The organism is Acinetobacter sp. IK40, from assembly GCF_035615075.1.
Taxonomy (GTDB): domain Bacteria; phylum Pseudomonadota; class Gammaproteobacteria; order Pseudomonadales; family Moraxellaceae; genus Acinetobacter; species Acinetobacter courvalinii.
Genome location: NZ_JANBOE010000001.1, coordinates 401,415 through 422,288, shown reverse-complemented (window position 1 = coordinate 422,288; position 20,874 = coordinate 401,415). Strand labels below are relative to the sequence as shown.

Annotated in this window: 18 protein-coding genes; 11 read left to right on the top strand and 7 right to left on the bottom strand. The window is 40.5% G+C overall.

The window, feature by feature from the left end; translation table 11 throughout:
* Positions 1-23: 23 nt before the first annotated feature.
* The 3 genes from MSG93_RS02080 to MSG93_RS02070 all read right to left on the bottom strand — a co-directional run bounded on the left by MSG93_RS02080 (position 24) and on the right by MSG93_RS02070 (position 4,368).
* A complete protein-coding gene (locus MSG93_RS02080; protein WP_005229589.1) occupies positions 24-1,343 on the bottom strand; it encodes an NCS2 family permease in 1,320 nt (439 codons plus the stop codon).
* 329 nt (positions 1,344-1,672) lie between these two features.
* A complete protein-coding gene (locus MSG93_RS02075; RefSeq protein WP_005229587.1) occupies positions 1,673-1,858 on the bottom strand; it encodes a hypothetical protein in 186 nt (61 codons plus the stop codon).
* Between the two features lie 308 nt (positions 1,859-2,166).
* Positions 2,167-4,368: a TonB-dependent siderophore receptor gene (locus MSG93_RS02070; RefSeq protein WP_324620153.1), complete on the bottom strand. Its 2,202-nt coding sequence runs from the start codon at positions 4,366-4,368 to the stop codon at positions 2,167-2,169.
* Positions 4,369-4,681: 313 nt separating this feature from the next.
* On the opposite strand from MSG93_RS02070, the gene MSG93_RS02065 reads away from it, so the two are divergent.
* Both MSG93_RS02065 and MSG93_RS02060 read left to right on the top strand, forming a co-directional pair.
* The gene (locus MSG93_RS02065; RefSeq protein ID WP_324620151.1) at positions 4,682-4,903 is read left to right on the top strand and encodes a DUF6500 family protein; all 222 of its coding nucleotides are present in this window, start codon (positions 4,682-4,684) and stop codon (positions 4,901-4,903) included.
* 297 nt (positions 4,904-5,200) lie between these two features.
* On the top strand, positions 5,201-6,604 hold the full coding sequence (locus MSG93_RS02060) for a hypothetical protein (RefSeq protein ID WP_324620149.1): 1,404 nt from the start codon (positions 5,201-5,203) through the stop codon (positions 6,602-6,604).
* Between the two features lie 68 nt (positions 6,605-6,672).
* Here the strand turns inward: MSG93_RS02060 and MSG93_RS02055 are convergent, their stop codons facing one another.
* Positions 6,673-7,005 (bottom strand): DMT family transporter, encoded by a 333-nt coding sequence (locus tag MSG93_RS02055; RefSeq protein WP_005229577.1) that lies wholly within the window; start codon positions 7,003-7,005, stop codon positions 6,673-6,675.
* A gap of 118 nt (positions 7,006-7,123) precedes the next feature.
* Positions 7,124-9,004, bottom strand: coding sequence for a tRNA uridine-5-carboxymethylaminomethyl(34) synthesis enzyme MnmG (gene mnmG, locus MSG93_RS02050; protein ID WP_324620147.1), 1,881 nt, complete (start codon positions 9,002-9,004; stop codon positions 7,124-7,126).
* Positions 9,005-9,255: 251 nt separating this feature from the next.
* Between mnmG and MSG93_RS02045 the strand changes: the two genes are divergently transcribed.
* The 9 genes from MSG93_RS02045 (at position 9,256) to MSG93_RS02005 (ending at position 18,654) form a co-directional block, all read left to right on the top strand.
* Complete coding sequence (locus MSG93_RS02045; protein ID WP_032871982.1) at positions 9,256-9,648, top strand: hypothetical protein; 393 nt, start codon at positions 9,256-9,258, stop codon at positions 9,646-9,648.
* A gap of 184 nt (positions 9,649-9,832) precedes the next feature.
* Positions 9,833-10,735 carry a 50S ribosomal protein L11 methyltransferase gene (gene prmA, locus MSG93_RS02040; protein ID WP_005229571.1) on the top strand — a complete coding sequence of 301 codons (903 nt, stop codon included), beginning with the start codon at positions 9,833-9,835 and terminating at the stop codon, positions 10,733-10,735.
* Between the two features lie 14 nt (positions 10,736-10,749).
* The gene (locus MSG93_RS02035) at positions 10,750-11,610 is read left to right on the top strand and encodes a DUF3426 domain-containing protein (RefSeq protein ID WP_324620143.1); all 861 of its coding nucleotides are present in this window, start codon (positions 10,750-10,752) and stop codon (positions 11,608-11,610) included.
* Between the two features lie 374 nt (positions 11,611-11,984).
* Positions 11,985-12,254 (top strand): DNA-binding transcriptional regulator Fis, encoded by a 270-nt coding sequence (gene fis / locus MSG93_RS02030; RefSeq protein ID WP_001086304.1) that lies wholly within the window; start codon positions 11,985-11,987, stop codon positions 12,252-12,254.
* Positions 12,255-12,334: 80 nt separating this feature from the next.
* A complete protein-coding gene (gene purH / locus MSG93_RS02025) occupies positions 12,335-13,909 on the top strand; it encodes a bifunctional phosphoribosylaminoimidazolecarboxamide formyltransferase/IMP cyclohydrolase (RefSeq protein ID WP_199972475.1) in 1,575 nt (524 codons plus the stop codon).
* Between the two features lie 180 nt (positions 13,910-14,089).
* Positions 14,090-15,376 carry a phosphoribosylamine--glycine ligase gene (gene purD, locus MSG93_RS02020; protein ID WP_005229564.1) on the top strand — a complete coding sequence of 429 codons (1,287 nt, stop codon included), beginning with the start codon at positions 14,090-14,092 and terminating at the stop codon, positions 15,374-15,376.
* Positions 15,377-15,985: 609 nt separating this feature from the next.
* On the top strand, positions 15,986-16,861 hold the full coding sequence (locus tag MSG93_RS02015) for a MetQ/NlpA family ABC transporter substrate-binding protein (RefSeq protein ID WP_324619459.1): 876 nt from the start codon (positions 15,986-15,988) through the stop codon (positions 16,859-16,861).
* Between the two features lie 72 nt (positions 16,862-16,933).
* Positions 16,934-17,962, top strand: coding sequence for a methionine ABC transporter ATP-binding protein (locus tag MSG93_RS02010; RefSeq protein WP_005284722.1), 1,029 nt, complete (start codon positions 16,934-16,936; stop codon positions 17,960-17,962).
* A complete protein-coding gene (locus MSG93_RS02005; protein ID WP_004654491.1) occupies positions 17,959-18,654 on the top strand; it encodes a methionine ABC transporter permease in 696 nt (231 codons plus the stop codon). Before MSG93_RS02010 ends, MSG93_RS02005 begins: the two co-directional genes overlap by 4 nt.
* A 45-nt stretch (positions 18,655-18,699) precedes the next feature.
* Here MSG93_RS02005 and MSG93_RS02000 read toward each other — a convergent pair whose 3' ends face one another.
* Both MSG93_RS02000 and MSG93_RS01995 read right to left on the bottom strand, forming a co-directional pair.
* The gene (locus tag MSG93_RS02000; protein WP_324619453.1) at positions 18,700-19,569 is read right to left on the bottom strand and encodes a histone deacetylase; all 870 of its coding nucleotides are present in this window, start codon (positions 19,567-19,569) and stop codon (positions 18,700-18,702) included.
* Positions 19,563-20,549, bottom strand: a complete 987-nt coding sequence (locus tag MSG93_RS01995; RefSeq protein ID WP_005284715.1) for a hypothetical protein — start codon at positions 20,547-20,549, stop codon at positions 19,563-19,565. The genes MSG93_RS02000 and MSG93_RS01995 overlap by 7 nt, the downstream gene beginning before the upstream one ends.
* Between the last annotated feature and the right edge of the window lie 325 nt (positions 20,550-20,874).

Below are 20,874 nucleotides of genomic sequence, written 5' to 3'. Positions count from 1 at the left end.
ATGTAAAAATGATAAATCTTGGATTAGCCGCCAAAAGCAGCAAACTTAAATACCCAAAGTGCTGCGATGATCCAGACCATATACGGTACAGTTTTCGCTTTACCTGTAAATAATTTCACCAATGCGTAGCTAATAAAGCCCATGGCAATACCATCAGCAATTGAGTAGGCAAATGGCATAAATACAATGGTTAAAAATGCAGGTACTGCTTCAGTAATATCATCCCAGTCAATATTGGTGATCCCCTGGATCATCAACACACCAATAAACAATAAAGCAGGTGCGGTTGCAAAACCTGGTACAGATTGAGCCAATGGCGCAAGGAATAAACAGCTTACAAACAAGAATGCGACCACAACGGCAGTCAAACCTGTACGACCACCTGCAGCTACACCTGACGCAGATTCAATATAAGGTGTCGTTGATGAGGTACCTAAAGCAGCACCCGCGACAATCGCAGTTGAATCGGCAAATAAAGCTTTTTTCAAACGTGGCAATTTACCATCCTGCAATAAACCTGCACGATGCGAAACACCTACCAGTGTCCCTGTACTATCAAATAAATCGACAATAAAGAAAACAAAGATCACGCCGACCATACTGGCTGTAAACAGACCTTCAAAGTCCATTTGCATAAATGTCGGTGCAATCGAAGGAATTTCGCCAACCACGCCCTTAAATTCATTTAAGCCCATTAAGGTTGCAATCGCAGTCACCGCCAAGATACTGATAATGATAGCGCCACGTACCTTAAACTGATGCAACACCACAATGAGCAGGAAGCCGAATAAGGCAAGCAAGACGGTTGGCTGTTTAATATCACCCAGTCCAACCAAAGTTGCCTGATTGGCAACAATAATGCCTGAGTTCTTTAATGCAACCAAAGCCAGGAACAAGCCAATACCGCCACCAATGGCAAATTTAAGTGACATAGGTATCGCATTGACAATTGCTTCCCGGATTTTAAAGAAGCTGATCGCAAGGAAAATAATCCCTGAAACAAAAACCGCAGCGAGTGCTGTTTGCCAAGGCACACCCATGCCTAAGCAGACAGAATAGGTAAAGTAAGCATTCAAGCCCATACCAGGTGCCAGTGCGATTGGATAATTCGCAATAATCCCCATGACCAAACAGCCGATTGCAGCAGCCAGACAGGTCGCAACAAACACCGCTCCGTGATCCATTCCTGTTTCAGAAAGAATGAGCGGATTTACAATAATGATGTAGCACATGGTTAAGAATGTGGTTACACCTGCCAAAACTTCTGTTCTAAAGTTAGTTTTGTTATCGCTTAATTTAAATAAGCGTTCTAACAAACCAGCTGAAGCATTAGGCGTTGTCATAACATAGCACCTGTTAAAATCTAAGATCGTAGGACGTGAAATCTATACTCTTGTGCGGCAATCTTTTTTGAATTTGCACAAAAGAGTACTCGAAGCTAGAAAGCAATCTATATGCCAGCTTGGTACTTGTTACATAGACAACATGTATAAATTTAATTTCGCTATCAAAACGTAAAAAGCCGCATATCTTGATGCAGCTTTTTATTTAGTGGTAAATATTTTAACAGATTCTATTTAAAACTTGCGCATCGCCAAGCAAAAAAAGACCATTTAATCGACGATCCCAAGTAAACCACTGCATTACCAGCCCCATACCTGATCAATGCCTACTAATTACTTGGCTTATATGAAGACAGTTGGTTGCGGGGATCGTGTTGAATCGTATCCAGGCTATGCTCTGCATCCTGTACAATCTTCATGAGCTCTTGGCGCTTTTTGGTTTGTGCATCGACATAGGCAACATAGCCTAAAATGACAATGGCAAAGCTCACAAGCAAACTAAGTGTAATCTTCATTATTATTATCTCTATTTTAATGTTTTCTTTAATACTAGCAAAAAAGTATTAAACCAGGTACAAACAAGCATAATAAAACCAAAAATGAGAATTGCATCACAATTATACAGTTATTTTTAAGTTTTATTGCTTATTTTTCATACAATTAGATATTAGAATATTACCGTAATTTAAGCAATAGCATTTTATATAATTCAATAAGATAGATATGAATTACATCTTTATTTGCATGATCTATTTTATTGACTGACAATAAAAAAGCACCTCTGCTAACACAGAGATGCTTAAAAGAAAATCAACCCACTTATTTAGAATTGGTAATTTAAACGCACCAAGAAGTTGCGTGGCGTACCAGGCATTGACTCTGAGCGCCAATATTCTTTATTGGTCAAGTTATTAACGGCTAAAGTAATATTCCAAGGGTTAGCACTATATCCAATTGCTGCATCAAGACGAGTAAAGCCTGCAAAATCATTCGGTTCTCTATCTAGGTTACCATTTGGATAAACCTTAGCATCCCCCACATATGTTGCACCAATTTCGCCATAAATCTTATCGGTTGGTAAATAACGAACAAATAGATTACCTGTGTGACGAGGTGTATTATTTAATTCTTTACCAACATTCTGTGGCTTAGGATCTTTCGTCACTTCAGTGTCCATATAACTATAACCACCGCGAACAAAGAGATTGTCTAAAGCTCGCCCAATAAAGCTAAACTCAATACCTTTCGACTGGTGTTGAGCACCAACCACCCAATTTTCTGGTTGATCTGGATTTGGTTGGTAACGAATATTATTCTTGCGAATATCAAACACAGAAAGCTGCGTATTTAAACGATCATTCAGCCAGTCACTTTTTACACCCACTTCATATTGTTCATTATATTGTGGTTTAGCGTCGAATGTATCAACATCTGTATTTGCAGAGACGACACTTACCCCCACGCGCCCACCAAATGGTGCAAAGCTTTTACTATAAGAAGCATAAAAACTCTGACTCTCAACCGGCTGCCAGATCAAACCGATATTAGGACTAAAACTCTCACCATCAATACTACGGTGATAATAATCATCGGAACTTGTTAAGAGTCGATTTGTTGTTTCCGATTGATAATAATCATAACGGCCACCCAGCATCACCTTAAAATAATCATTGAAACTGATTAAATCCTGGATAAACACGCCATAACCTTCCCCTTGGTTATAGTTATGTGTATTGAGCTTTAGATGACCAGAACCTCTTGAACTGCTACGTTGACCCGTTAATGGATTTACATATCCATAAATAGCTGTACCATCTTCGTTCTTATTTGCTAACAATGGTTCACGCTGTTCATAGGTCCAGTCTGCACCGACCAATAAATTATGTTTGATGCTACCTGTGTCGAACTCACCACGGATATCAAAGGTATTACTGGTGGTTTTATTATCAGTTTTTTGCCAATAATAAATTTGCGAAATATCCCCGACATGTCCTTTGCATGATCCGGCATTAGAAATTGTAGTATTATCAGTCGCACAAAGTCCGCCAGCATAAAAATGATCAAAATTCTGTTCAGTCTGACGATAACTCACCGCCCAATGGAAATTCCAGTTTGGTGCAAACTCATAGTTCAAGTCAGAACGTGCGACCTGCAACACATCATTGACAAAATCACCCTCTTGCGCAAAACCAGTTTTTATTGAGGTACCTTTTGGAAGTGATGTATATGATGGTCCACGATCAGGAACTCGATGTAACTTGTCATAGGTATATTGCATGGTCCAAGTTAAACCTTCATCATTTTTATAAGTAAAACTTGGAGAAAGCATTTCGATTTTATTGTCTATACCTGAACGGAAACTATTCGACTCTCCGTATTCACCTGTCAAACGTACCGCAACGTTGTCATTCAGTACTTGGTTGAAATCGACTGTGGTACCATAATTATCATATGATCCAGCATAAACACCAACAGAACTTTTAGAATCAAAATTGGCGAATTTACTCACCATATTGATCACGCCACCACCCGAGCTACGCCCATAAAGTACAGATGCAGGGCCTTTTAAAATCTCGATACGTTCAATATTGGCAGTGCTACGGCGAACCTGACCACTCTCTCTGATACCATCACGATAGATATCACCAGTATCTGCATTAAATCCTCTTAAGTTGATACCATCTCCACGCATGTCATAACTGGTAGAAACGCCCGGCGTACCTTGCAACATGACACTCAGATCATTGGCACCATAAATTTTGTATTTTTGCACATCAATCGTATCAATGGTCTGCGGAATATCTTTTTTCTTCAAACCATTACGCGTTACACTTGCCTGCTCATAATCGATATAGCTCTTGATCGGATCAAGTTCACTCATCGCTTCAATTTTAATGGTAGGCATCACTGCCGTTGGCGTTGTTGCTTCATCTGCAAATGCATAGTGCGCTTGCAACATCATCACGGATAACAAACTCAGCTTGAAAGCAGATTTGCTGTTCCCACCCAAGTGAAAATTATTCATAAAACTCTCAAAAAATTCAGACGAAAAATTAAAAACAAATTAAAAAATATAAAACATTACAATTTTAATAAAAATCATTATCATTTTCACTATATTTTCTACCAATTCGATTTTTTAGATGTTTTCTTAAACAACCTAGACAATTACCAAGGCTCTACTCAACCTAAATCAGATGAAAATCCCTCTACTCTACACTTAAAAAGACATGAACCATCTGACTGTAGCTACAGGAGAAATTGCCCAAATATTCAATAAAGACTTAGCTCGAAAGTGCTAGAATCAGCCCATCTAGCTTCAATTGTTTTTATAAAAAATGAGAAAAGAACTTCAAATTAAAATCATTCAGGTCTGTAATGAAAAAATTGCCAAAAAAGGCAGTGATGTCGGGCTTTCTTTTTATGCTTTCTTTGCCAATAAGAATGATGATCCTGAACGCTTAATGGAAGCTGCTCACTGGTGGATCATGAAGCATCAACTTAATCATTTTGAGAAAGCCACCAAAATTAAAGCTTTAATTTTAAGTGAGTCTATTTAAAAAATGAGCCATGAGAAATGGATGGGTCATGGTGATGACAAATTCAAGGAACAAAGCGTTGATTAAGCAGCACGTTTTCTTTTAATAGAAGCTTATAACCAGATTCAACCCAAAAAAATATTGAGCAGCACAATGAAAAGCAAAAGATTAGAAATGACCTTATAAATTATCTATCACCCCCACTCCACCTAATCCTGTCGATCGATCGTTTATCGCAAATATTATTTAAAACACTTTGAAATAGCGTGATGAATAGATATTATTCTTTTCTAAAATAATCCATATAGAAAACTAAAAATGTTAAAGATTAAATCTGGTATTACTATTTTAACCACAGCAATGATAATTTCAGCTTGTGGGGGTGGAAATGACAGTAAAACGCCTCAAGACAATACAACTACCCCCACTCCATTTAATACTGAGTTTCAAAGCACTTTAAGCTTGCAAAAGGATGCAGAACCAGCCATTCAGATATTGAGCAGCAAAAGTAATCAGAATGATGAAATAAATGCATATTCAGTTACGCATCATTTTGATAGTGGAAGTAGCTCAATTATTTTGAGCTACAATTTTGATAAAAATGATACCAATAAGACACTTCATGTTAATTACGATCCAATACTTAAAGAAATATTAGCTGTTTCAATTGGTAGCAAAAGGATCGAGATAGGTCAATTAGAAATAGGTTCTATGCAATATAGTTGTAGTAGTTCATTTTACGATGTCTGTAAAAACATAAAAATTAATTTTGATGACAAGACTGGGCATAGTGAAATTATATTTAACAATACTAAATTATCCACTCCACACCTAACTCTAGCTGAGTCTACCAATACAACCAAAAGTGTCATGACATTAAATGGAAAGTTAACAGGAAAACTATCCATCCCACCTCAATCATTTGAAAGCATTAGAAAAACAAGCAAGGTAGACCTTTCTATAAATAGTCAACCGATCTCTCCAATCGGTATCATTTACGAACCAGAATCAAAAAATGTTACTTTTAATACCTATACCGATAATGGAGTTAATCAAGGACTTAAGTCAGATTTATTTACAACACTCACATCTTACAACGATGGATCAAATTCTTCTGTTTATACAAAATCCTATCAAGCCTCCCCAATAACAGGATGCCTAGGACTCATTGAGACCAATATTCCTGTTCAAAACCCATTGTCGATTCAAGTACAAGAAACAACAGACAAGATAAATCTAACTTTTAATCAAACAAAATATCAGCAAACATATAGTCCACCTTCAGATTGCAGCACAACCAACCTTAAACTCGATGGCTCAATTACAGTAAATAAACCACTTACACAGTTAACTATCATTTCTGATGATAAAAATACCCTTATTCCACCTCTTAACCGTCCTGCTTTATATTTTGATGTCGTCAATAACAATCAACAAGAATTTGGACATGAAATCATTCAGGTAACTCTTCAGAACAATAGTATTATAAAGATCAACTTCAAAGAAGTTAAATTAGGAGTTGATCCTAGCACTGGCTTATTAAAACGTTTCGAAAATAATTTTAGTTGTAATACGACTCAACCTTGTCGGGGTATCAGTTATGATGCAGCCAATACAAAAGTTACCTTTAAAAACACGCCTTTATATTCTAAGGATGAAAAAAACCCAGCACTAATTCGAGTTTTTCATATCAATGGTATTTTCGATTTTGCAGGCCGATAACCTAAAACTGTAAATTCCCTCTAAAAGGCCGAACTCAACCAGTTCGGTTTTTTATTATTTTAAAAAGATTAATGCGAACTGGATTTTGACAATAGATTCAAGATCAATACGCCACTCATAATCAGCGCAATTCCAATAATCCCCCATATATCGAGTTTTTGATCAAACACGAACCAGGCTACTATGGTAATTAAAACAATCCCGACACCTGACCAGATCGCATAGGCAATCCCGACTGGAATGGTTTTAAGCGTCAAAGAGAGACCGTAAAATGCAATTACATACCCCAGCACAACCACAATTGAAGCGAGCGGCTTGGTAAAACCTTCACTGCTTTTCAATGCTGAAGTGGCAATCACTTCCGCGATAATTGCGATAAATAAAATAATCCAGTTTTTCATTTCACCGCACCTCAGCAGGTCTATATTTATGACGATAAGAGTAAAATACTCAGAGAAAAAAACACCCTTCTGTTAAAGGGTGTTTTTAGTGTTTATTTGAACAAGTCGAATTGAAAGCTTAGGCTGACTTCTTGGCCATATTGTTTTTACGGATGGTAATCATCAGTAATTGTACAGCGGCTGGTGTTACACCTGGAATACGGCTTGCCTGCGCTAAGGTTTCCGGACGAACTGTCTTTAACTTCAAGGTAATTTCACGTGATAGGCCTGAAATACCATCATATTCAAAATCAGCAGGAATCTTGGTTTCTTCAAGACGCTTCAATTGCGCCACATCTTCATGCTGGCGATTGATATAGCCTTCATATTTCACCGCAATTTCAATTTGCTCACCGACTTGCTGTGAAACTTCCGAACCGGTTAATTCCGCAATTTGACTGAAATTGATATTTGGACGTTTCAACAAATCAACCGCACTACATTCTTTGCTGAGATCGGCACCTGTCATTTCAACGAATTTTTTACCCATCGGGTTGTTTGGTGCAGCCCACAAATGTTGTAAACGAGATGTTTCGCGCTCAACAGCTTCCATTTTTTCGCTATAAGCCGCCCAACGCTCATCATCCACCAGACCCAGCTCACGACCAATCGTGGTTAAACGTTGATCTGCATTGTCTTCACGCAGCATCAAACGATATTCCGCACGTGAGGTAAACATACGATACGGCTCTTTGGTGCCTAAAGTAATCAGGTCATCGACCAACACGCCCATGTAAGCCTGATCACGTTTTGGTGTCCACTCTTCTTGTTCCCAAGCACGGCGCGCAGCATTTAAGCCTGCAAGTAAACCTTGTGCTCCCGCCTCTTCATAGCCTGTGGTACCGTTAATTTGACCAGCAAAATACAGGTTTTGAATCGCTTTGGTTTCAAGTGTGAATCTCAAGGCTTGTGGGTTGAAATAATCATATTCAATCGCATAACCCGGACGCAGGATATGTGCATTTTCCATACCACGGATCGAACGTACCAAATTGAACTGTACATCAAACGGCAATGAAGTCGAAATACCATTTGGATAAAGCTCATGGGTATCTAAGCCTTCTGGCTCTAGGAATACCTGATGTGAATCTTTATCGGCAAAACGATGAATTTTATCTTCAATCGATGGGCAATAACGTGGACCAACACCTTCAATCACACCGGTATACATTGGTGAACGGTCTAAACCGCCACGGATAATTTCGTGGGTTTTTTCACTGGTATGGGTGATATAGCAATTGACTTGCTCAGGGTGCATTGAGGCATCACCCATAAATGACATGACAGGAGATGGAAAATCACCCGGTTGTGGCGTCATCACAGAGAAATCAACTGAGCGAGCATCAATACGTGGTGGTGTGCCTGTTTTTAAACGTCCCACAGGAAGTTTAAGTTCACGTAAACGATGAGCTAGTGCAATTGATGGTGGATCTCCTGCACGACCGCCACTCGAGTTTTGTAAACCCACATGGATCACACCACCAAGGAAAGTACCGGTTGTCAGTACCACAGTTTTGGCATCAAAGCGAATACCCATCTGGGTCACAACACCTTTAACCGCATCGCCTTCAACAATTAAGTCATCTGCTGCTTGCTGGAAGATATCCAGATTGGCCTGATTTTCCAGCGTATCGCGAATTGCAGCTTTATAACGTACGCGATCTGCCTGTGCACGTGTCGCACGAACCGCAGCGCCCTTACGCGAATTGAGAATACGGAATTGAATACCACCTTTATCCGCCGCAAGCGCCATGGCGCCACCAAGGGCATCAATCTCACGGACCAGATGCGATTTACCAATACCACCAATTGCCGGGTTACAGCTCATCTGACCCAAAGTTTCAATATTATGCGTCAACAATAATGTTTGTCTTCCCATACGTGCCGCAGCAAGTGCCGCTTCCGTACCAGCGTGACCGCCACCAATTACGATAACGTCGTAAACTTTAGGATAGTGCATAGTGGTAAATATGTATTCAAAAAATGACAGAGTATTATATAGGAGTTTTGCAGCAAATTGGCAAAAACCGTCAACATTCTGCTGGATTCTAAGCCGCAGTTATGCTGACAAAACATACAAAAAGAAACGTTCTGTTGCATTTTCATCTTATACTTAACAGAGCTACTTAAACTATTAACTCGAACACCACTGTTTTATTTGATGAATTTCTTATCCTAAAAAGTGCATAACAAATACTTTAGGAAAATGATATGAACACAAAGCTTTTATTTTCATCTCTTATTTGTAGCCTATGTTTTAGCGTAGCTGCACATGCGGCGGATACCAAAGCTACCCAAGACCCACAAGCCAAAAAGTATCAACAGGTTTGTAAAGGCAAAAAACAAGGTGACCCAGTTTCATTTGCGTATAAAGGCGTTGTTTTCAACGGTTCGTGCGAACCTAATGAAGCAGGTAAACTCGCATTCCAACCGCCAATGCCAGCTTCTAATGCTGCTGTAGACACACAAAGTCGTCTCTCTGAAACCCAGTCCGCTCCACGTCCAGTGAGCAGTGCTCCAATGGAAGCTGCGCCTGCGATGAGTGCACCGGCAGCGACACCTGCTCCGCCAGTTGCTCCTGATGTTGAACAGACTGCGCCATAATTGCAGCAAGAATAAAGAAGGTCTCCATGACCTTCTTTTTTTGTCTATAAAATCTAAAAACAATGTAATAGCGCTCACGCCGTCAAATATTTGCTGTTAAAATTGTAATCTGTCTATTTTATAATCCCTTTAATAAGTTTTAATCTATTACAATACCCACAAATACATTTATTTAGGTTTTCCTGTGAACTGGCTACAAATTCATATTACTGTTGATCAAAATCAAGTTGAACTGACCGAAACATTGCTTCTTTCATTGGGTGCGGTGAGTGTCACTTTAGATGATGCAGAAGATCAGGCCCTGCTTGAGCCGTTACCAGGTGAAACACCTTTGTGGAATAAAGTCATCGTTACAGGTATTTACCAACAAGAAGAAGATGACCCGATTGATGTAGATGCTTTGGAAACTTTCCTTAAAGCTCAACTTCCAGATGTGCCGATGCGCCATGAATACCTTGAAAATCAGGTATGGGAACGTGCCTGGATGGATTATTATGAACCGATTCAAATCAGTGAAAAATTCTGGATTGTTCCTGAATGGTTAGAACCACCTGAAGCCGATGCGACCAACATCAAGCTTGATCCAGGTCTGGCTTTTGGTACAGGTAACCATGCCAGCACTTTCTTATGCTTACAATGGTTAGGCAAAACCGATGTTAAAGATAAAGTTGTCATCGACTATGGCTGTGGTTCAGGCATTTTAGGTGTTGCTGCCCTTTTATTAGGTGCTAAAAAAGTCTATGCAACCGATATCGACCCGCAAGCTGTACTCGCAACCAAACAGAATGCCGAGTTAAATGGCGTGCTTGACCGCCTTTATGTCGGCTTGCCTGAAGAGTTTGATCAGGAATTCAAACCTCAACAGGCTGATATTCTGGTTGCCAATATTCTTGCAGCCCCACTGATGGCACTTGCGCCTGAATTCTCAACTTTATTAAAAAATGAGGGAGAGTTCGCACTAGCAGGTGTAATTGAAGAGCAAGTTGCTGATGTTTCTAGCGTTTACGCCGAGTTTTTTGATATATTAGAAATTGAAAAGCGTGAAGAAAACTGGTGCCGCATTTCAGGAAAACGAAAAACAAGCTGAGAATTTTATAAATTATGAGTGAAAAACAAACCCGCTGCCCTAAATGTTCAACTGTGTACAAAGTGACCCTTTCACAACTCAGTGTTGCACAGGGCATGGTTTGTTGCCCAAAATGCGTGATTAACTTTAATGCATTAACCAATTTGCTCGAAACAGACAGTGAAGCGACACCAGCACCCATCAATCGCTCACTGTTTTCCTCGATCCAGCCAGATAGCTCATTTGCAGAAAAACAGATGCAGATCTTACGCATCTTCGACCAGAAAATTGAAAATTCTAATATTGACCTACTTACCTATCTAAATAACCTGAATTATTTTAATACCGAACCGGTTACCGCCCTGCCCAACCTGAATCTTTCAGAAGATGCACTTTTAATTGAGCAGGAGAATAACGACAAGCAACATGGCTGGTTGTATTACACCCTTTGGGGAATCGGTAATATTGCCCTGATTCTGGTGTTTGCTTTCCAGATTTTATGGTTTAACCCGAAACTCATGCATGAAAGCCCGGCATTAAATCAGATGTTTAATTATGTCTGTGGTGTTTTCAACTGCAAGATCAGCAATGAGCAATATCAGTCGCTGTCATTTGAGAAAGTAAAATTGAAACGGGTTGAGCAGGATGCCACAGGTTTTTCAGGGGTATTGCTTAATCAGGATGCCAATAGCGTAGTGTTGCCTCCAATAAAAGTGATACTTAAACAAAATGGTGAAGCGATTTCATCTACGGTTTTAAAACCACAAGACTATTTAGTTGACAGTTTAAAAACGATTCAACGCATTCCATCCAATAGCCCTTTTCGCTTCGAATTTATCATTCCGAAAAGCAAAAATAGCTTCAATGACTATAGTTTAGAATTTGTACAGCCCTAAAAGCTCAAAAAAGTGACAAAAAAACAAAAAAAAGTGCAGTTAATTTGCTCACTTTTTCGCTGACAGTGGTATGATACGCGCCACGAATGCTTTGACCCACTTACTCCTCGTAATTTACAGACAATAAAATCGTTAAACGAACTGTGCTTTTACCCAATAAGCGCATTGTTGGTTTTTTTGTTTTTGAAAGTAGGCAGTAACAAATATTTAACTATTGTTACGCTTATTTTTTACACAACTCGAGGATTTGTGGCAAGCTAATAGTCCTTTTGTTTTAGAGTCACTGTTTTAGGATCTAAAACGGGGCTCAGTAATTTAGACCACATTTATATCACTTTACCCAAGTGATATTTTGATTTTTCGGATTAACACGCATGAATAGCAAATCTCCTATTTTTACGGCTCAATCTGATGTCGCTCTTCGCATCCATGTAGATCGCGCAGTTCGTCATTATTTTGCACAATTGCAAGGTGAGCAACCATCTCAAGTTTATGACATGGTTTTAGCAGAAATGGAGAAACCTCTTTTATCTGTGGTCTTAGAATATACTCGTGGCAACCAAACGCGTGCTGCTGAGATTTTAGGCCTTAACCGCGGAACTTTACGCAAAAAGTTAAAAGCTCACGGTTTAATGAGTGAATAATTGATAAAATGCTCACGTTCTCGTGGGCATTTTTTTTGCCTTTGTTTTAATCTGTAGACTTCAAACTGTTGACTAAAATCATGACTATCAAACGTGCTTTAATCTCTGTATCCGACAAAACCGGAATCGTTGAATTCGCTCAAAATCTTGTAGCGCTAGGGGTAGAAATTTTATCTACGGGCGGTACCTATAAGTTGCTTAAAGACAACAATATTGCCGTAGTAGAAGTTTCTGAACATACAGGTTTTCCTGAAATGATGGATGGCCGTGTTAAAACACTGCATCCAAAAATTCATGGAGGCATCTTGGCGCGTCGTGGTCTGGACGAAGCGGTGATGCAAGAACACAACATTGATCCGATTGATCTGGTGATTGTTAACCTGTATCCATTTGCGGCAACTGTGGCAAAGCCAAACTGTTCACTTGCAGATGCAATCGAGAACATCGACATCGGTGGTCCGACCATGGTTCGTGCAGCAGCGAAAAACCACGCTTCAGTGGGTATTATCGTTAATGCAGCAGACTACGACACAGTCGTAGCCGAGCTAAAAGCAAATGGTACGCTGTCTTATGAAACACGTTTCGATTTAGCAGTTAAAGCATTTGAGCATACAGCACAATACGATGGCATGATTGCTTCTTATTTAGGTGCACGCGTGGGTAAAGCAGAAGGCGAAGCGGATCTCTTCCCGCGTACCTTCAATACGCAACTGAATAAAGCACAAGATTTACGTTATGGTGAAAACCCGCATCAGAACGCAGCCTTCTATGTAGAAGAAAATGCAAAAGAAGCCTCTGTTTCTACTGCCAAGCAATTACAAGGCAAAGAACTCTCTTATAACAATATTGCAGATACCGATGCAGCACTTGAATGTGTGAAATCATTTGCGAAACCTGCTTGTGTGATCGTTAAACATGCTAACCCTTGCGGTGTTGCAGTTTCACTGGATGGCATCAAGGCAGCTTATGACCTTGCTTATGCAACCGATCCTGAATCAGCATTTGGCGGCATCATTGCATTCAACCGCGAATTAGACACTACGACAGCACAAGCAATCGTTGATCGTCAATTTGTTGAAGTGATTATTGCACCAAGCATTGCGGAAGGTGTACTTGAAATTACCGGTGCGAAAAAGAATGTACGCGTACTGGTCTGTGGTGAACTTCCGGCCATTGATGCACGTGCGCCACAGCTTGACTATAAACGCGTGAATGGCGGTTTATTGGTTCAAGACCAAGACTTGGGCATGATCACTAAAGATGACCTGAAAGTTGTGACCAAACGTGCGCCGACTGAACAGGAAATTGATGATCTTATCTTTGCATGGAAAGTTGCAAAATATGTGAAATCAAATGCGATCGTGTATGCGAAAAACCGCCAAACCATTGGTGTAGGCGCAGGTCAAATGAGCCGCGTCAACTCGGCACGTATTGCTGCGATTAAGGCTGAACATGCTGGTTTAGTGGTTGAAGGTGCAGTCATGGCCTCTGATGCATTCTTCCCGTTCCGTGATGGTATTGATAACGCTGCTAAAGCTGGCATTAAATGCATTATCCAGCCAGGCGGTTCAATGCGTGACGAAGAAACCATTGCAGCAGCAGATGAAGCTGGTATTGCCATGGTGTTCACGGGCATGCGTCACTTCCGTCACTAAATGATCTGAGTCTCAACGTAATCCCCCCTAAATCCCCCTTTAAAAAAGGGGGACTTACTTTTTCACCCGAATAAGCTTGCTCCCCTCTTTCGTAAAGAGGGGTTTGGGGGAGATTCAGAGGGACTTTTTTATTCTGAACAGGTATATTCTTAGATACGGAAAAAGGGAAATAACTTTATAATGAATATTTTAGTTTTGGGTAGCGGTGGCCGTGAACATGCACTTGCATGGAAAATCGCACAAGATGCAAAAGTCACTCAGGTTTTTGTGGCGCCAGGTAATGCAGGCACTGCAACTGAAGACAAATGCAAGAACGTTGAACTCGATATTTTAGACAATCCAGCCATTATTGCTTTTGCCAAAGAAAATGATGTGGCATTAGTCATTGTTGGCCCTGAAGCACCTTTAGTGAATGGTGTGGTGGATGCAGCACGCGAAGCTGGTTTAAAAATCTGGGGACCAACCCAATATGCAGCTCAGCTAGAAGGTTCTAAAGCATTTGCAAAACACTTCTTAAAGCGCCACAACATTCCAACCGCTTTTTATGACGTCTTTACTGAAGTTGATGCCGCTAAAGCTTATGTAGAGCAAAATGGTGCACCTATCGTCATCAAGGCAGATGGCCTTGCGGCGGGTAAAGGCGTAATCGTGGCCATGACCAACGAAGAAGCTTTCGCTGCGATTGACGATATGCTTGCAGGCAACAAATTTGGTGATGCTGGTTCACGTGTGGTGATTGAACAGTTCCTTGCAGGTGAAGAAGCTAGCTTCATTTGCATGATCGATGGCAACAACATTTTGCCAATGGCGACATCACAAGACCATAAACGCATTTTTGAAGGCGATGAAGGTCCAAACACAGGTGGTATGGGTGCTTACTCTCCTGCCCCTGTGGTGACTGCGGAAGTCTTTGAGCGTGTCATGAATGAAGTGATGCGTCCAACAGTGGATGGTATGGCAGCAGATGGTCACGTTTATACAGGTTTCTTATACGCGGGCTTGATGATTGATGAACAAGGTCAACCACGTGTGATCGAATTCAACTGTCGTTTTGGTGATCCAGAAACCCAACCGATCATGATGCGCTTAAAATCATCTTTGGTTGATTTGGTAGAAGCAGGTATTGCAGGTAACTTGCCAGCGGAAGCTGAATGGGATGAGCGTAAATCGATTGGTATCGTGCTTGCTGCCGGTGGCTACCCTGAAACTGTTCGCAAAGGCGATGTCATTTCAGGTCTTGGTCAATCTCCGGAAGACACCAAAATTTTCCATGCCGGTACAGCAATGAGTGCTGATGGTCATGTGATTACTGCAGGGGGTCGCGTACTCTGCGTTACGGCATTAGGTGATACGGTACTTGAAGCACAAATCAATGCACTAGAGGTGTGTGGTCAGGTCACTTTCACTGGCATGCAATACCGTAGCGACATTGGCTATCGTGCCATCGCCCGTGAAAAAGCAGAATAAGTAAATCCTGTAAAAAAGCCTTCTTCGGAAGGTTTTTTTTATTCCTTAAATTGCATAATTTCTACTTCTATATTCATTATTTAAATATAAAATTCAGAAAAATATATATTTATGTTTTAATTCAACCGGCTACAGCGCTTTTTTAAAAAAACCATAAAACTATCATCAATTTATATTTACTTATGCTGTAATTTCTCTTAAATAATCATAGTCTTATACCTCATAGTACACGCTGTTGCTCTGTCCTCTGCACTAAATTATTGCTATGATTGCCGAAATTTTAGATGTTGTTTTTATGTTAAATCAGTATTCTTTTTCATTCATTTCAAATGATTAGAATATTTAGCCTAACAAAACAAATTGCAGCTAAATCCAAATTTGATTAGAAAAAGATATGAATACCTTATTTCCCGCTGTATATATACTAAATGGGAACATGAATATTCATTTATTTTTCGCGTGTTGTGGAAAGGACTCTACTGAAAACCTCAAGAATAATTCACGTGATTGTTTGAGGACGATGCCAATTTACAACATACAAACCTATTACAATCATTAATGCTCGAGAAAGGCTGATTTTCTCGACATTATTCCGATTAGGATTTATACATGAAAAAGCTGATTAGTCTTTTTTTAAGTGTATCGGTGTTATTACTTGCTGCTTGCAGTAAACAACCGGATACCGCATCTACCGAGCAAAAAGGTGATGCTGCTGCATTACAAACTGTTGTAATCGCTTCTACAGGTTCTGACGCCGATATCTGGCGTTATATTGCAACTTTACCTGAAACTAAAGCTGCAGGTCTAAAACTTGAAATTAAAAACTTCACTGATTATGTTGCAATGAATACTGCAGCAGCAAACAAAGAAGTTGATCTGAATGCATTCCAGTCTTACGCTTACCTTGTCGCATTTAATGCTGCCAATAAAGATAAGATTGCACCTGTTTCAACCACCTATTTAGAGCCAATGGGGATCTACTCAAGCAAAGTCAAAAAAGTTGACGAATTTGCCGAAGGTGCCACCATTGCCATTCCAAATGACGGCGCGAACGAATCACGTGCATTATTACTTTTACAAAGCGCGGGCTTGATTAAGTTAAAAGCTGACTTTGATCCGGTAAAAGGCACACCTGCTGACATTACTGAAAACCCGAAAAAAATTGTGATCAAACCAATTCAAATGGCAACAGCTGTACGTGTTAAAGATGAAGTTGATGCGATTTTATTAGGCAATACGCTTGCAATGGAAGGTGGTTTAAACGTTCTGAAAGATGCGATCTTCTATGAGCCTGTAGATCAAAGCACCAAGCTGAATGTAAACGTTTTAGCCACTGCAGAATCGCGTAAAGATGATCCTGTATTGCAAAAAGTTGGCGCACTTTACCACACTGAAGCGGTGAAGAAATATGTGCAAGAACACTTCGCGGGTACAAAAGTTGACGTGAACAAACCAACAAGCTATCTCACCGAAGCGAATTCGTAATATAATACTCTCAAATAAAACAGGCAAAGTGATTTTGCCTGTTTTTTCTTTTCTGCCATAGTACTGACGAACATGATCCAATTTAAAAACATTTCGAAACACTATCAGTTGAAAGGTCAAACGATCAATGCACTGGACCAGATCAATTTAGAGATCCCAGATGGCAGTATCTTTGGCATTATCGGCTATAGTGGTGCAGGTAAAAGTACACTGATCCGTTTGATTAATTTGCTTGAACGCCCGACGCAGGGACAAGTTATTATCAATCAAAAAGACTTTACTGCGATGGACGCACGAACACTTCGTCAAGAACGTGCAAATATTGGCATGATCTTTCAGCACTTCAATCTTCTTCAGACCAAAACTGTGTCTGAAAATATTGAGATGCCGCTTAAATTATTGGGGCACAGTAAAGCTGAACGGGATAAACGTCTGGCTGAATTGCTCGATTTTATCGATCTAAAACATAAAAAAGATGCCTACCCTGATGAACTTTCAGGGGGTCAAAAACAACGCGTTGGTATCGCACGTGCGCTGGCCAATCACCCTAAGATTCTACTCTGTGACGAAGCAACCTCGGCACTTGACCCACAAACCACCAAATCTGTTCTGGCACTCTTAAAAAAGATCAATCAGGAACAGAACATTACCATTGTCATGGTCACTCATGAAATGGATGTGATCGAATCGGTATGTGACTATGTAGCCGTAATGGAATCAGGTCATGTGATTGAAACTGGTCCAACCTTGGATATTTTCAGCCAGCCGCAGCACCCAACCACCAAAACCTTTATCCAAACGGTTTTGCAGCAGCAGTTACCTGTCAATATTTTAAGTAATCTTGAACACCAGCATCACAATAGTATCTATAGCCTACAGTTTCTGGGCACTTCTGCACAGGAAACCGTGATTCAGGCTGCGATTAAACAGTTTGATGTCAGCTTAAATATTCTGTTTGCCAACATGACCGAGATTAATGGTACCGTGATCGGACAAATGTTTATTCAACTGCTGGGCGATCCGTTGATCATTCAAGAAACCGTAAAGTTCCTTGAACTTCAAGGCGTGAAAGTAGAACAATCTGGAGTGGTCAGCCAATGAGAGATTTAATCGTACAATGGCTCACGCAAGTCACTGCTCCTTTTTGGCATAGCTCGCTCTCGATCGACCAGTTTGTAACGGCGCTGCAAGAAACTTTCCAGATGGTCTTCTTCTCTTTGCTATTTGGGTGTATTTGGGGCTTAATTCAGGGTATTACCCTGGTCGTGACCCGCACTGGCGGTATCCTACAAAATCGTGCAATTTATTATTTCCTTAATCCGATTGTGAATGCCCTGCGCTCCCTGCCTTTCATTATTCTTTTGATCGCTGTGATTCCACTGACTAAAATGCTGGTAGGTACATCAATTGGGACATGGGCTGCGATTGTACCGCTCACTATCTATGTTGGGCCATACTTAGGTCGTTTGATTGAAACCTCTCTGCTCGAAGTCAATGAAGGTATTGTGGAGTCCGCTCAGGCTATGGGCGCGTCGCCATGGCAGATCATTTTCAAGTTTATTATTCCTGAAGCACGTAGCTCCCTGATTCTTAACCTGACCACAGGCACGATTTCCCTGATCGGTGCAACAGCAATGGCAGGTGCAGTCGGTGCAGGTGGTATTGGTGACTTGGCAATTTCGTATGGTTATCAACGTTTCGACACCAGCGTGGTGATTTTAACCGTGATCGTGTTATTGCTACTTGTGCAAATGGTACAGATGCTTGGGGATTGGTTGGCTAAATTGCGCTAATCAATTACTTCAAAAAAAACGCTCAACTTGAGCGTTTTTAGTTTTTTAGTTGGAAAAATAGATTTCATTGGCGGCCTTGAATGTATTGACATGTAAAGGCACCAAATCATCCAGCGCCTGATATCCCCCTGCCAATACAAACAAGAGCGGAATTTTCATTTTCTTGGCCATGTCAAAGACAATACGATCCCGTTCAAATAGCAACTCAGTGGTCAACCATTTAGAACCGTATTTATCATGTTGATGACAGTCCATCCCGGCCTGATAAATCATCAGATCCGCTTCCCAGCGTGATGCATACTGAAAAGCCTCAAAGATCGCCTCTCGATACAAATCAAAATTTCCATGTTTCGGATGAATATATCGGGTCAGACTACGTTCACCCGCCTTGCAGCCAAAACGGATACCAAAAATGCCAAAATTAATCAGATTGGTCATACGGTTGGTAAAAATAGCCGTACCATCCCCCCCATGTTGATCACAATCCAAAATGAAGATCCGTTTCTCAGGATATTGCTTCGCGACCAGTGCCAGACCATTAAAAGTGCAATACGCGGCACCCGATTCATAACTGGCGTGATGAAATCCCTGAGCAATATTGGCAGCGATTCCTTCTTTCAAGGCAATCTCAGCGCCTCGCAATTGTCCCGCCTGAACCGATAAAATCGCATCTCTCAACTGCTCGTTCCATGGCTTAAAACCTTGAATGGTGGCGAATGCCGATTGCCCTGATAGAAAAGCATCGACGTAGTGTGGATGATGTAGTTTTCTTAAGATCTCAATATCAATCAGCCCTGGATCAACCAGCTCTGCCATTTGATGCGTACGCAGCACATCGGCAACAGCGGTGAGTTTTTCCATACTATTGGTATGCGTCTGTGCAAAGTATCGCGGAGAGTAACAAGCCTTTAGCATGGATGTCCTACATAAATCTGATCTTTGGCAATATCCATCAGCTGACTTAACTCAGTGCTATCCGGTCTGAATAATCCATTATCGACCTGTTGTTTAAAATGATAGCCAAATGCCCGCGCACGATGTTGTGGCGAAACAGCCAAGGTGGTTAGACGTAAAAACCAGAAACCATGCATTTTGGCAATCGGAATCACATAACCTTTATATTGCTTGTTTTTATGCTTTTCGAGTTGTTCAATCTCATAATGTGTAGAGAATAAACTGCCTGCCGGTAATCGGACCCCATTCATCATTAAAGGAACCAGACTGATACAAGAATGGTTATCCCCCATATTCAGCTTTTCCATCATCACCGGCTGATCATGTTGGTCCACAAAAATATTGATTTCGCCCTGCCGTAATAAACGGTGATGGGCAATGCGCAAAAAGAATTTTTCCGCCATGGGACAAGAACCTACCTTCGGCTTTTCAGCCAAAGCCTGACATTCGATCATGCCAAAATCCTGCGCTGTATGAGGGAGGATAATATCGGCAAGCAACTGACAGATCAGTTTACTTTCTTCGAGCTGGGCATATTGATGAATATTTCTGAGTTTGGCTTGGAATTCCACTTCCTGTCGCAAATATTGAGTAAATGGTTCTTGTGCATCTAAACGCTGTAAATATTGCTGGACATCCGCATTCATATCCAGATTACGCCATGTTTGTAGTGACAGGCCATAAGAAGCAGATTGGTTGAGAATATTTTTCAGCGCTTTGCTTTCATAATCTTCAAAAATGCGTAAATCCTGAAACCCGACCGGATCACGCACCTGCGAAACAAACTCTGCAATCACCCGCGTCGCTTGTGTATAGCCACAACCTCTGCGCTCTGTTTGATGGCTAAAGTGTTCATTCAACATTTCTGTCAATTTGGCAGAGAGCGGAAATAAATATTTTTTAAATATCATGACCACTTCGTGATCAGCCACATCAGACATAAGCTCCCCCTGCTTTGTTATGATGATTTAAACGACCTCATCCTTATTTTGTTAAATCTAATTTTTAAATAGTTTAGCTTTAATAAAGTATTTCTTATAGGATCAAAGATGAATATAAATCATTCACTTATAAAACTTTTCTTTCATCTTTATTGAAAATACAACACTTGTCAACTATTAATAAATTGCGTGGATATCGACGTCAAAATCTGCCTTAAAAAGTCAGTATTACTGTACAAATGCAGCGCTTTTTTGCACTGAATGACATTTGCACTTAAACTAGAGACAGGCACTAAAAACGTTTAGTACTCCACCCACAATAACC

Coding starts and splice junctions, on each gene's coding strand:
- MSG93_RS02080 (WP_005229589.1), bottom strand. CDS start 1,343: ATGACAACGCCTAATGCTTCAGCTGGTTTGTTAGAACGCTTATTTAAA.
- MSG93_RS02075 (WP_005229587.1), bottom strand. CDS start 1,858: ATGAAGATTACACTTAGTTTGCTTGTGAGCTTTGCCATTGTCATTTTA.
- MSG93_RS02070 (WP_324620153.1), bottom strand. CDS start 4,368: ATGAATAATTTTCACTTGGGTGGGAACAGCAAATCTGCTTTCAAGCTG.
- MSG93_RS02065 (WP_324620151.1), top strand. CDS start 4,682: ATGAGAAAAGAACTTCAAATTAAAATCATTCAGGTCTGTAATGAAAAA.
- MSG93_RS02060 (WP_324620149.1), top strand. CDS start 5,201: ATGTTAAAGATTAAATCTGGTATTACTATTTTAACCACAGCAATGATA.
- MSG93_RS02055 (WP_005229577.1), bottom strand. CDS start 7,005: ATGAAAAACTGGATTATTTTATTTATCGCAATTATCGCGGAAGTGATT.
- mnmG (WP_324620147.1), bottom strand. CDS start 9,004: ATGCACTATCCTAAAGTTTACGACGTTATCGTAATTGGTGGCGGTCAC.
- MSG93_RS02045 (WP_032871982.1), top strand. CDS start 9,256: ATGAACACAAAGCTTTTATTTTCATCTCTTATTTGTAGCCTATGTTTT.
- MSG93_RS02035 (WP_324620143.1), top strand. CDS start 10,750: ATGAGTGAAAAACAAACCCGCTGCCCTAAATGTTCAACTGTGTACAAA.
- fis (WP_001086304.1), top strand. CDS start 11,985: ATGAATAGCAAATCTCCTATTTTTACGGCTCAATCTGATGTCGCTCTT.
- purH (WP_199972475.1), top strand. CDS start 12,335: ATGACTATCAAACGTGCTTTAATCTCTGTATCCGACAAAACCGGAATC.
- purD (WP_005229564.1), top strand. CDS start 14,090: ATGAATATTTTAGTTTTGGGTAGCGGTGGCCGTGAACATGCACTTGCA.
- MSG93_RS02015 (WP_324619459.1), top strand. CDS start 15,986: ATGAAAAAGCTGATTAGTCTTTTTTTAAGTGTATCGGTGTTATTACTT.
- MSG93_RS02010 (WP_005284722.1), top strand. CDS start 16,934: ATGATCCAATTTAAAAACATTTCGAAACACTATCAGTTGAAAGGTCAA.
- MSG93_RS02005 (WP_004654491.1), top strand. CDS start 17,959: ATGAGAGATTTAATCGTACAATGGCTCACGCAAGTCACTGCTCCTTTT.
- MSG93_RS02000 (WP_324619453.1), bottom strand. CDS start 19,569: ATGCTAAAGGCTTGTTACTCTCCGCGATACTTTGCACAGACGCATACC.
- MSG93_RS01995 (WP_005284715.1), bottom strand. CDS start 20,549: ATGTCTGATGTGGCTGATCACGAAGTGGTCATGATATTTAAAAAATAT.